The organism is Formosa sp. Hel3_A1_48, from assembly GCF_001735715.1.
Taxonomy (GTDB): Bacteria; Bacteroidota; Bacteroidia; order Flavobacteriales; family Flavobacteriaceae; genus UBA3537.
Window position 1 is genome coordinate 1,635,248 of the sequence record NZ_CP017259.1, and the last position, 11,544, is coordinate 1,646,791.

Below are 11,544 nucleotides of genomic sequence, written 5' to 3' on the forward strand. Positions count from 1 at the left end.
TTTGAAATTATCAGTTGTCATTCTTAATTATAATGTACGCTACTTTCTGGAGCTCTGCTTAAGAAGTGTCCAAGCTTCGTTAGATGGAATCAATTCTGAAATTATTGTGATAGATAATGACTCGACTGATGAGAGTTGTACAATGGTTAAAAACAAATTTCCAAATGTACGTCTAATTGAAAATAAACAAAATGTAGGCTTTTCAAAAGCTAACAACCAGGCTGTTCTGCAGGCTAAAGGAGAGTATGTTTGTATTTTAAATCCTGATGTAGTTCTGACTGAAAACACATTGAAGAATTTACTCAATTTTTCAGAATCCAAATCCAATGTTGGGTTAGTTGGTTGCAGGCTTATTGATGGCTCTGGTTTATTTTTGCCAGAAAGCAAAAGAAATTTTCCTAAAATCTCTATTTCCATACAGAAATTTATTGGAATTGGAACAAAATATTATGCCAATCAAATCGCGGAGTTAGATTCCAAGCCTGTAGATGTAATTCCTGGAGCATTGATGTTTTTAAGACGATCATTGTACAATGAGTTGTGTGGCTTTGATGAGGATTTTTTCATGTACGGAGAAGATATAGACTTGTCTTACAGAGTGCAAAAGCTTGGTTATTTGAATTATTATCTTGGGAACACAACAGTGATCCATTTTAAAGGGGAAAGTACGGCTAAAAGTAAAATACAGTCTCAGCGTTTTTACAATGCAATGAGGTTATTTTACAAAAAACATTTCAATACCAATATTTTCACGAGTGCTCTAATCTCAATTACAGCTACTTTAGCACCTTATTTTTCAAATCCAAAGCAGCCTAAAAAGCGTATTCCAAAAAAAGTTGCATTTATAAAACCTTTTTCAAATCAGAAATGGCTAAATATCAAAGAATCTATCGCCATAAGTGCTGATTACGCCTTGTCGCCAACCTCTCATTACGATATTATTTTTGACACTGAATGTGTTAGTTTTGAATATGTTATAAGTCAAATCGATTCAAGCGAAAATAAATTCATATCTTACAAAATACGTCCAATCAAAACAAACTATTTTGTTGGTAGCGATTCCTCAAAACAGCGTGGTGAGGTGATTCATTTCGACGAATTTGAAAGTGTCATCTACTTTTAAAAACAATTGATTTTCTCGCTAATTTTCGTTAATTTTGCACCACAAATGAAGACCCAAACAAACAATTATTATGGCAAAATTTGAACTTAAATTACCCAAAATGGGCGAGAGTGTTGCTGAAGCTACTCTAAATACTTGGCTCAAAGAAATTGGGGACTATATTGAAGTTGATGAAGCTGTTGTTGAAATATCCACTGATAAAGTGGATAGTGATGTTCCAAGTGAAGTTAGTGGGATTCTTCTTGAGAAGAAGTTTGAGGTTGATGAGGTCGTCGAAGTCGGTCAAACGATAGCAATTATAGAAACAGAAGGTAAACATCAGCCCCAAACCGCACAACATGAGGCTGAGAATTCTCATACACAAAACGATGAGGAAGAAATACAAGACAGCGCGTCAAGTGATGATATTTCGGAGGTTCAAGATACTGTTGCTGCTGCAAAGACCCTTGCGTCACCTTTAAGTTCAAATGATACAAGATTTTATTCTCCTCTAGTCAAAAATATTGCAAAGAAAGAAGGTATTACACAAACGGAGTTGGACCAAATCCCGGGCAGTGGCAAAGGAGGTAGAGTAACCAAAAATGATATGATTAATTATCTAGATCATCGCACTAAAGCCGATACTCCTAGTGCTAGTTCTATACCCACAAACCCCTCCATATCAGCTCCAGTGGCTTCAACTGCTTCTAGTGGTGCAGATGAAATTATAGAAATGACACGCATGGGCAAACTCATTTCTAAACACATGACAAACTCTGTGCAAACTTCAGCACATGTTCAGTCATTTATTGAAGTTGACGTCACTAAAGTTTGGAATTGGCGTGAGAAAATCAAACTAAAGTTTCATGAAAATTTTGGTGAAAAAATTACATTTACCCCTATTTTTATGGAAGCTGTGGCCAAAGCGCTTACAATTCACCCCATGCTTAATATTTCTGTCGATGGAGATCGTATTATAAAACACAAATCTATCAATCTTGGTATGGCTACCGCGCTAGCAGATGGTAATCTTATTGTTCCAGTAATTAAAAATGCCGATCAGTTGAACTTAATGGGTATGACCAAAAGAGTCAATGACTTGGCGTTTCGAGCACGAAACAACCAATTAAGTCCAGATGACATACAAGACGGCACATATACTGTTACTAATGTTGGTGGTTTTGGAAGTATCATGGGTACACCTATTATCAATCAGCCTCAAGTAGGTATTTTAGCTTTAGGTGCCATAAGAAAAGCACCAGCCGTTATCGAAACTAATGAAGGCGATTTTATTGGCATACGTAAAAAAATGTTTTTATCCCATTCATACGATCACAGAGTTGTTAATGGAGCCCTCGGTGGGCTATTTCTTAAAACAGTTAAAGAATTGTTGGAGTCTTGGGACGAAAACAGACAAGTTTAGCATATGCAATTGAATCTTAAAAAACCTATTTGTTTCTTTGATTTAGAAACTACAGGAATCAGTATTACTTCCGATAGAATTGTTGAAATTTCAATTTTGAAAGTCTTCCCAGATGGAAAAGAAGAAAAGAAAACATGGTTGGTTAATCCTGAGATGCCAATTCCCCCTCAGGCTACAGCAGTACATGGTATAACCAACGAAAAAGTAGGTGACGCCCCCACATTTAAAATGCTTGCTAAAGAGATTTATTCTTGGATTAAAGATGCTGATTTAGGAGGTTTTAATTCCAACCGTTTTGACATTCCAATTCTTGCCGAAGAAATGCTTCGCGCTGAAGTTGATTTCGATATGAAAAATACACAATCAGTAGATGTTCAAACAATTTTTCATAAAATGGAACAACGCACCCTCACAGCAGCCTACAAGTTTTATTGTGGTAAAGATCTACAAAATGCCCACAGCGCTGAGGCCGATACTATTGCAACGTATGAAGTGCTCAAAGCTCAATTGGATCGGTATGAAGATTTAGAAAACGATACTTCATATCTAGCACAATTCAGTACGCGTCAAAAGTTTGCCGATTTTGCAGGTTTCATAAAGTTCGATAAAGCAGGTGATGAATGTTTTGCATTTGGAAAACACAAAGGTCAAAAAGTGACTGAGATTTTAAATAAGGAGCCCGGATATTTTGGTTGGCTACTCAATGCAGACTTTCCATTATATACTAAAAAGGTTTTGACCGCCATTAAACTGCGGGCTTTTAATCAGAAACTGTCTTAGATGAAACTGATTTGTATTGGTCGAAATTACATCAATCATATTAACGAGCTTAAAAATGAAAAGCCAAGTGATCCTGTCGTGTTTATCAAACCCGATACCGCTATTCTTTTAAAAAAACAACCTTTTTTCATCCCCGATTACTCCAAAAACATACAACACGAAGTAGAAGTTATTGTGAAAATAAATAGGGTTGGAAAGTATATAGAAACTAAGTTTGCCCACAAGTATTACGATCATATTGGTTTGGGTATTGATTTTACCGCAAGGGATCTTCAGCAAAAACTTAAGGCCAGTGGTTTGCCTTGGGAAAAAGCTAAGGCTTTTGATGGATCTGCAGTCGTCGGGAAATGGGCACCAAAATCCACATTCGAAAGCCTTGAAAATCTTTCATTTAGTCTTAAAAAAAATGACGTGGTAGTTCAATCTGGAAACACACAACAGATGCTTTGGGGTATTGATGCGGTTATTGCTTATGTCTCACAGTTTTTTACCCTCAAAATCGGAGATATTATTTTTACAGGTACACCAGCTGGTGTTGGTCAAGTGCAAGCTGGCGACATCCTTAAAGGATACATTGAAAATGAAGAGTTTTTCAATATTAAAGTCAAGTAAATGAAAGCAGAGATCATTACTATTGGAGATGAAATTTTAATTGGTCAAATAATTGATACAAATTCGGCCTATATTTCAAAAGAGCTTAATAAAATTGGTATTTCTGTTTTCCAAATCACTTCAGTTCAAGATGATAAAGCACACATTCTAAAAGCACTGAAAAAGGCAGAACATCAAGTAGATTTGGTCGTTATCACAGGTGGTCTAGGACCAACTAAAGATGACATCACCAAAACTACTTTGGCCCAATACTTTAACGATACCTTGGTGCGTAATGAAGAGGTTGTTGCACACATAAAACATATTTGGAAAACCCATATAAAACAACCTTTGCTTCAGGTTAATTTAGACCAAGCGCTGGTGCCCTCAAAAGCCAAGGTTTTAATGAACCAATCGGGTTCTGCGCCAGGGATGTGGATGCAGAACGCTCAAACTATATTTATCTCACTTCCTGGTGTTCCTTTTGAGATGAAAGCATTGATGCAAAATGAAGTTCTGCCAAAGCTGTCAGCGCAATTCAACCTTCCATTCATATTACACAAAACCTTGCTCACTTATGGACTTGGGGAGAGTGTTATTGCCGATCGAATATCTGACTGGGAGGACAATTTGCCTAAAACAGTAAAATTAGCATATTTGCCAAATTTAGGCCGTGTTCGTTTGCGTTTATCTTCAAAGGGATATGATAAAAATGTAGTAATGGATACTATAAACACTCAAATAGAATCGTTACTTCCTCAAATCAGTGATGTTTTTGTGGGCTTTGAAGATGACTCCTCCATCGAGCAAATCATTGGAAAACAACTTGTGAATCTAGATTCAACCTTGGCAGTTGCTGAGAGCTGTACAGGCGGACGTATTGGTGCTCAGTTTACAGCAAATCCTGGTGCATCAAACTATTTTAAAGGCGGGCTGATTGCTTACGATACCAAAATAAAAATTCAGCTTTTGGAAGTAGACGAAGGGCTTATTAAAAAACACTCTGTTGTAAGTACTGAAGTCGCTAAAGCCATGGCTTTAGGTATTCAGAAGCTATGCGGTTCAGACTATGCATTGGCTACCACAGGAAATGCTGGACCGGAAAAAGGAGATTCAGATGCCGAGGTGGGTACAGTTTGTATTGCAATTGCTACCCCAAAATCAGTATATGCTAAGCAGTTTACATTTGGAAAACAACGCGAACGCATCACTACAAAAGCAGTACACATGGCACTTACTTTACTGCAAAAAGAAATTTTTTAAAATTGACTTCATAAAATTTGTGAACTTGCAAAGAATTCGTATTTTTGCACCTCGTTTTGAAACAACAAAACTAATAAATTAAAGATCATGTCAAAAGTTTGTGAACTTACAGGGAAAAAAGCAATGGTAGGAAACAACGTTTCCTTCTCTTTGAACAGAACAAAACGCAAATTCAATGCAAATTTGATGAAAAAGCGTTTTTATCTTCCTGAAGAGGATAAGTGGATCACACTAAAAGTTTCTACCTCTGCATTAAAAACTATCAATAAGATTGGTATTACTGCAGCCATCAAAGAAGCAAAATCTAAAGGGTTTTTAAAATAAACACAGCTAACCTAAAGCATTATGGCAAAAAAAGGAAATAGAGTTCAAGTAATTTTGGAGTGTACTGAGCACAAGGCTTCAGGTCAGCCAGGAACTTCTCGATACATCACAACTAAGAACAAGAAAAACACACCAGACCGCATGGAGATTAAGAAATTTAATCCTATTCTTAAGCGTATGACTGTGCATAAAGAAATTAAATAATTTTAAGGGCATTAGAATAAAGCACCGAGTAATACTTGAATTATGGCAAAGAAATCAGTAGCATCGTTACAAACAGGGTCAAAACGTTTGACAAAAGCAATCAAAATGGTAAAATCTCCCAAGACTGGAGCTTATATTTTTGTTGAATCAATAATGTCTCCTGAAAAAGTTAGTGACTTTTTAAATAAGAAGTAAACATTAACATATATAATTTTCTAAAGCTGCTTTTCTACAAAGCAGCTTTTTATTTTTTTAGTACCTTGCAAATGGTCTAAATGCGATTAAATAATACGAATCATGAGTTTTTTTAAAAAGATATTTTCATCAGAAAAAAAGGCAACCCTTGACAAAGGTTTAGAGAAATCTAAATCTAGTTTTTTTAATAAATTAGGAAAAGCAGTTGCAGGAAAATCTAAAGTCGATGATGGTGTCTTAGATAACCTAGAAGAAGTTTTAGTAACTAGTGATGTAGGAGTCAATACAACTTTAAAAATAATAGATCGAATTGAAGCTCGTGTTTCTAAAGATAAATATCTTGGTACAGAAGAGTTAAACCTTATTTTAAGAGAAGAAATTGCAGCCTTACTTTCAGAAACCAATTCTGGAGATGCTAAAGAATTTTCAGTTGAAAATACAGAAAAACCTCATGTCATTATGGTGGTCGGAGTCAATGGTGCAGGCAAAACAACTACTATTGGTAAATTGGCATATCAGTTCAAAAAACAGGGCATGGAAGTAGTTTTGGGTGCGGCTGATACATTTCGAGCTGCTGCCATTGATCAATTGCAAGTTTGGGCTGATCGTGTAGACATACCAATCGTAAAACAAAATATGGGCAGCGATCCTGCTTCGGTTGCTTTTGATACCCTTCAAAGTGCTGTTAGCGGCAATGCTGATGTTGTGATCATTGATACTGCTGGCCGTTTACATAATAAAGTCAATCTGATGAATGAGTTAACTAAGATTAAACGAGTCATGCAAAAAGTAGTGCCAAATGCACCGCATGAAATCTTATTGGTTTTGGACGGATCAACTGGGCAAAATGCTTTTGAACAGGCCAAGCAATTTACTGCAGCAACAGAAGTCAATGCCTTAGCAGTCACAAAATTAGATGGCACCGCTAAAGGCGGCGTTGTAATAGGAATTAGCGATCAGTTTCAAGTGCCCGTTAAGTACATCGGTGTTGGTGAGGGCATAGATGATCTTCAAGTCTTTAATAAATTTGAATTTGTAGACTCTTTTTTTAATTAATATGAATATGAAAAAAGGGGCGTTATTTTTATTGTTTTTTATTTTTTTTGGCTGTAAAAATCAGACTCATGACCCAGATGATAGCTTAAGTGATATTTCTGAAAAATCATTTCGATCGTTTAAGGTAGAAGATTCTAATTATATAGATTTAAAGCAGTTTTGGGCACCATTTCAAGATGAACTTTCTATTTTCTCATCTGATCGTTATGAAACCTTAAAGCCTCTTGTAATGAACCAAGATATTCCAACACTACAGAAGTTTATTAAACAAGGGAAACTCAGATATGAAGAATTAACTTTATTCTATTTGTATCGTATCAAATCTTTTGATAGGATGAATGAAAAATCACTAAATTCTGTGATTTCTTTGAACCCCAACATTATTAAGGATGCCAAAGAAAAAGACCTTAATAGACCTGAAAATCTTTCAAATTTTTCAATTTATGGGATGCCAATTCTTTTGAAAGATAATATCAATACCTATGATATGGTTACTACCGCTGGTGCTGTAGCCTTGTTGAAGAACCACACCGATGATGCCTTTGTTTCAAAGCAGCTTAAGGCATCAGGGGCACTGATTTTAGGAAAAGCTAATCTTAGTGAATGGGCTTATTTCTTTTGTGGAGACTGCCCAAGTGGTTACAGTACAGTGGGTGGACAAACGTTTAACCCTTATGGCCGCAAAACACTAGATACTGGCGGCTCAAGTTCTGGAAGTGCTGTAGCTGTTGCAGCTAATTTTTGTGCTGCAGCCGTTGGAAGTGAAACATCAGGATCTATACTTTCGCCTGCCAGTCAAAATGCAGGTGTAGGACTTAAACCAACCATTGGAGCGATCAGCCGAACTGGTATAGTTCCTATCTCTAGTACGTTAGATACTGCGGGTCCAATTACAAAATATGTGATTGATAATGTATTGATTTTTAATGGAATGATAGGAAAAGACAGAGATGACTTTAAATCCAAAACAGTTGCAGCAATTGACATTAACGTACTGCAACAATCTAACTTTCAGGGTAAGCGTTTTGGTGCGATTCAATCGCTATTGAAAGATTCACTTTACACAGCTGCGGTAAACCTTTTGAAGCGCAATGGTGCTAAAGTGATCACCATAACCCCTGAAGATGTTGATCTTCCTGATTTTTTGAGACTTTTGAATTTGGATATGAAAGTCGATTTACCAACTTATTTTAAATGGCATGCCAATACAAACTTACCGTATGATGGTGTTCAGTCAATCATTGATTTTAATGCCTTAGATTCACTAAAAAGAGCTCCTTATGGCCAAAAATTGTTTATAGGTATTGTTGCTGATGATGCAACAAACAAAGAATTAGAATCCATCAAATCAATACTAAAAACCAATGGCCGCGCTTATTTCGATTCAGTAATGAAATTTCATCAATTGGATGCAGTTCTTTCCATAAATAATTACCACGCTGGTTATGCTGCTGTAGCAGAATATCCAGCACTCACTGTGCCAATGGGCCTCTCAGATGAGGGAGCTCCAAAAGGATTCACTTTTATCGCAAAACCACATCAGGAACCAGAACTTTATGCATGGGGTTATCAATTTGAAAAAGCTTTTGAAAAACGACCTACACCCAATAATTACAACTAAAAACTTTTAATGAGAACAAAATCACGTAAAACCAACAAAATCAATGTCGTTACTCTTGGCTGTAGCAAAAATGTGTATGATAGCGAAGTACTTATGGGTCAACTTAAAGCCAATGGCAAAGCAGTCGCCCACGAGGAGGATGGTAATATTGTAGTGATTAATACATGTGGATTTATTGATAATGCCAAGGAAGAAAGTGTAAATACCATTTTGGATTTTGTTCAGAAGAAAGACGCCGGTGAAGTTGATAAAGTCTTTGTTACTGGTTGTTTAAGTGAGCGGTATAAACCTGATTTAGTCAAGGAAATTCCAGATGTTGATCAATATTTCGGCACTACAGAATTGCCTCAACTCCTAAAAGCATTGGGCGCTGATTATAAGCACGAACTTATAGGTGAGCGGCTCACAACGACACCCAAGAATTATGCTTATCTAAAAATTGCTGAGGGCTGTGACCGTCCTTGTAGTTTTTGTGCTATTCCTTTGATGCGCGGTAAACACCGCTCAACGCCTATTGAGGATTTAGTTGTTGAAGCTAAAAAACTGGCTGCTGATGGCGTTAAAGAGCTCATTCTTATTGCACAAGATTTAACGTACTACGGCTTAGATTTATATAAAAAACGAAATCTTGCAGAACTGCTTAAAGCTTTGGTTGAGGTTGAAGGTATTGAATGGATCCGATTGCACTATGCCTTTCCAACTGGCTTTCCGATAGACGTCTTGGATGTCATGAAAAACGAGTCAAAAATATGCAATTATTTAGATATTCCATTGCAACATATTTCAGATAACATCCTGAAAAGTATGCGCCGAGGTACAACACAGGCAAAAACCACAAAATTGCTACACCAATTTCGTGAAGCAGTACCCAATATGGCCATTCGAACAACTCTGATAGTTGGTTACCCTGGAGAAACTGAAGAAGATTTTCAAATTCTTAAACAATGGGTAGAATCCATGCGTTTCGAGCGCTTGGGCTGTTTCACCTATTCCCATGAAGAAAACACCCATGCCTATAATTTGGTTGATGATGTACCCCAAAATGTAAAACAAGCACGTGCCAATGAAATTATGGAGCTGCAGTCTCAAATTTCTTGGGAGTTGAATCAAGCCAAAATAGGCCAATCCTTACGTGTGGTAATTGACCGTAAAGAAGGCCAATATTTTGTAGGCCGTACTGAGTTTGATTCCCCAGATGTAGACAACGAAGTTTTGATTGATGCTTCTAAAGTATATCTTAAAACTGGAGAATTTGCTACAGTAACCATCAACGAAGCTGCGGATTTTGATTTGTATGCTACAGTTGAGTAGTTTTTTCAATAAAATTTATTGAAGTATCTTTGTGAACTACAAAACAGAATGGCCACTCAACAAATTCCATATGCACAAACCCAAACGCTTTCAGAACTTGTTCAACAAGTTTTGAAAGGCCATCCGGACGTTGCTTCTTTCCACGGTCTACCCGCAACACTTGAAAATTTTCCGACTCAGATGAGTGTCAAATCGAAACATTTTTCTGATGAAAAACGTCAAATTTTGGTTGAAAGCTTAGACCGACAATACAAACACCTTAGTCCTAATGTATTTACGAAATCACAAATAAATGCCCTAAAGCAAGCCTCAACTTTTACGGTGACTACGGGTCATCAATTGAACCTAATGGGTGGGCCCCTGTATTTTTTGTACAAAATTATATCGGTCATCAATTTGGCTAAAGTTTTGAAAGAAAAATATCCAAAACACACTTTTGTGCCTGTATTTTGGATGGCTACAGAAGACCACGATTTTGAAGAGATCAATCATTTTTATTTTAGAGAACACCGTTTTGAATGGCAACATCAATCTCAAGGTCCAGTGGGGCGCTTATCTATTGCAGAGCTTAAAAATTTTTTCGGTCAATTTTCTACTCATTTGGGGGCTGATGAGAATTCAAAAGCGGTGATTGAAATCTTTCAAAAAGCGTACATAAAACAAAACAATTTGGCCGATGCTACCAGATGTTTGGTGCATCAGTTGTTTGGCAAGGATGGACTTGTTGTTGTTGATGGCGATGACGCACAACTCAAGCGCTTATTTTTGCCATGCTTGAAGAATGAACTTGAAGAAAAGTTAGTTTTTGATGAAGTTTCAAAAACTAATAAATTACTAAAAGATGTGGATTCAAATTTCAAAATTCAAGTCAACCCAAGGGCTTTAAATTTATTTTACATCACTAATAATTTGAGAGAACGCATTGAAGTAGATAACGGTATTTTTCGAGTTTTGAATACAACTTTGAGTTGGGATTTGGATGGGATTTTAAAAGAACTCGAAACTTACCCTGAACGTTTTTCACCCAATGTTTTAATGCGTCCGCTCTATCAAGAAACAATTTTACCAAACTTGTGTTATGTTGGCGGAGGTGGCGAACTTTCGTATTGGCTACAACTCAAATCTTGTTTTGAGCGATTTGAAGTTACTTTTCCTTTACTGATGCACCGTAGTTCTGTGCTTTTGATTTCAGAAAAGCAACACCAAAATCTAGAGAAATTAAATTTAACTGTAGCAGATTTATTTTTGTCATCAGATGATTTAACCAAAAAAATAACACTGAAACAAACTCAACATCCTGTTGATTTTTCAGAGCAAAAGAATCATCTTAAGAAACAATTCGAACAGCTTTACGCATTGGCAAAGCAAACCGATGGTTCTTTTTTAGGAGCAGTTGCAGCGCAGGAGAAAAAGCAACTTAAAGGACTCTCAAATTTGGAAAAACGCTTACTGAAAGCTGAAAAAAGAAAGCATAATAGACATATAGACAAAGCACTTTTGCTACAGTCTTCATTTTTTCCAAATGGAAATTTACAAGAACGTGTGTTGAACTTTTCTGCTTTTTATGCGATATATGGACATAATTTTATTCAAAAATTAAAAACAGAGCTGAATCCTTTTCAACAAGAGTTTACTGTAATTTCTTTATAAGTTTTTACAAAAAATTTATTCACA

Annotated in this window: 12 protein-coding genes; all 12 read left to right on the plus strand. The window is 36.4% G+C overall.

The genetic code is table 11. The features are described 5' to 3' along the window. Position 1: 1 nt before the first annotated feature. The 12 genes from FORMA_RS07380 to bshC all read left to right on the plus strand — a co-directional run bounded on the left by FORMA_RS07380 (position 2) and on the right by bshC (position 11,520). On the plus strand, positions 2-1,123 hold the full coding sequence (locus FORMA_RS07380; protein WP_069675054.1) for a glycosyltransferase family 2 protein: 1,122 nt from the start codon (positions 2-4) through the stop codon (positions 1,121-1,123). A 70-nt stretch (positions 1,124-1,193) separates the two neighbouring features. Then, positions 1,194-2,525 carry a dihydrolipoamide acetyltransferase family protein gene (locus tag FORMA_RS07385; RefSeq protein WP_069675055.1) on the plus strand — a complete coding sequence of 444 codons (1,332 nt, stop codon included), beginning with the start codon at positions 1,194-1,196 and terminating at the stop codon, positions 2,523-2,525. Between the two features lie 3 nt (positions 2,526-2,528). Continuing rightward, positions 2,529-3,305 carry a 3'-5' exonuclease gene (locus tag FORMA_RS07390; RefSeq protein ID WP_069675056.1) on the plus strand — a complete coding sequence of 259 codons (777 nt, stop codon included), beginning with the start codon at positions 2,529-2,531 and terminating at the stop codon, positions 3,303-3,305. Further along, positions 3,306-3,917, plus strand: a complete 612-nt coding sequence (locus FORMA_RS07395) for a fumarylacetoacetate hydrolase family protein (protein WP_069675057.1) — start codon at positions 3,306-3,308, stop codon at positions 3,915-3,917. Further along, on the plus strand, positions 3,918-5,159 hold the full coding sequence (locus tag FORMA_RS07400) for a competence/damage-inducible protein A (RefSeq protein ID WP_069675058.1): 1,242 nt from the start codon (positions 3,918-3,920) through the stop codon (positions 5,157-5,159). An 87-nt stretch (positions 5,160-5,246) separates the two neighbouring features. Next, on the plus strand, positions 5,247-5,483 hold the full coding sequence (gene rpmB / locus FORMA_RS07405; protein ID WP_069675059.1) for a 50S ribosomal protein L28: 237 nt from the start codon (positions 5,247-5,249) through the stop codon (positions 5,481-5,483). A 21-nt stretch (positions 5,484-5,504) separates the two neighbouring features. Beyond that, positions 5,505-5,687 (plus strand): 50S ribosomal protein L33, encoded by a 183-nt coding sequence (gene rpmG, locus FORMA_RS07410; protein ID WP_069675060.1) that lies wholly within the window; start codon positions 5,505-5,507, stop codon positions 5,685-5,687. Positions 5,688-5,729: 42 nt separating this feature from the next. Continuing rightward, positions 5,730-5,882, plus strand: a complete 153-nt coding sequence (locus tag FORMA_RS07415; protein WP_069675061.1) for a DUF4295 domain-containing protein — start codon at positions 5,730-5,732, stop codon at positions 5,880-5,882. Between the two features lie 102 nt (positions 5,883-5,984). Next, complete coding sequence (ftsY, locus tag FORMA_RS07420; RefSeq protein ID WP_069675062.1) at positions 5,985-6,938, plus strand: signal recognition particle-docking protein FtsY; 954 nt, start codon at positions 5,985-5,987, stop codon at positions 6,936-6,938. A gap of 7 nt (positions 6,939-6,945) precedes the next feature. Next, a complete protein-coding gene (locus FORMA_RS07425; RefSeq protein WP_069675480.1) occupies positions 6,946-8,559 on the plus strand; it encodes an amidase family protein in 1,614 nt (537 codons plus the stop codon). Positions 8,560-8,568: 9 nt separating this feature from the next. After that, positions 8,569-9,870 (plus strand): 30S ribosomal protein S12 methylthiotransferase RimO, encoded by a 1,302-nt coding sequence (gene rimO, locus FORMA_RS07430; RefSeq protein WP_069675063.1) that lies wholly within the window; start codon positions 8,569-8,571, stop codon positions 9,868-9,870. Between the two features lie 48 nt (positions 9,871-9,918). Then, the gene (gene bshC / locus FORMA_RS07435; RefSeq protein WP_069675064.1) at positions 9,919-11,520 is read left to right on the plus strand and encodes a bacillithiol biosynthesis cysteine-adding enzyme BshC; all 1,602 of its coding nucleotides are present in this window, start codon (positions 9,919-9,921) and stop codon (positions 11,518-11,520) included. Positions 11,521-11,544 lie beyond the last annotated feature (24 nt).

What these genes read in the sequence shown, in the direction of transcription:
- FORMA_RS07385 (WP_069675055.1), top strand. Translation starts at nt 1,194, where the DNA reads ATGGCAAAATTTGAACTTAAATTACCCAAAATGGGCGAGAGTGTTGCT.
- FORMA_RS07390 (WP_069675056.1), top strand. Translation starts at nt 2,529, where the DNA reads ATGCAATTGAATCTTAAAAAACCTATTTGTTTCTTTGATTTAGAAACT.
- FORMA_RS07395 (WP_069675057.1), top strand. Translation starts at nt 3,306, where the DNA reads ATGAAACTGATTTGTATTGGTCGAAATTACATCAATCATATTAACGAG.
- FORMA_RS07400 (WP_069675058.1), top strand. Translation starts at nt 3,918, where the DNA reads ATGAAAGCAGAGATCATTACTATTGGAGATGAAATTTTAATTGGTCAA.
- rpmB (WP_069675059.1), top strand. Translation starts at nt 5,247, where the DNA reads ATGTCAAAAGTTTGTGAACTTACAGGGAAAAAAGCAATGGTAGGAAAC.
- rpmG (WP_069675060.1), top strand. Translation starts at nt 5,505, where the DNA reads ATGGCAAAAAAAGGAAATAGAGTTCAAGTAATTTTGGAGTGTACTGAG.
- FORMA_RS07415 (WP_069675061.1), top strand. Translation starts at nt 5,730, where the DNA reads ATGGCAAAGAAATCAGTAGCATCGTTACAAACAGGGTCAAAACGTTTG.
- ftsY (WP_069675062.1), top strand. Translation starts at nt 5,985, where the DNA reads ATGAGTTTTTTTAAAAAGATATTTTCATCAGAAAAAAAGGCAACCCTT.
- FORMA_RS07425 (WP_069675480.1), top strand. Translation starts at nt 6,946, where the DNA reads ATGAAAAAAGGGGCGTTATTTTTATTGTTTTTTATTTTTTTTGGCTGT.
- rimO (WP_069675063.1), top strand. Translation starts at nt 8,569, where the DNA reads ATGAGAACAAAATCACGTAAAACCAACAAAATCAATGTCGTTACTCTT.
- bshC (WP_069675064.1), top strand. Translation starts at nt 9,919, where the DNA reads ATGGCCACTCAACAAATTCCATATGCACAAACCCAAACGCTTTCAGAA.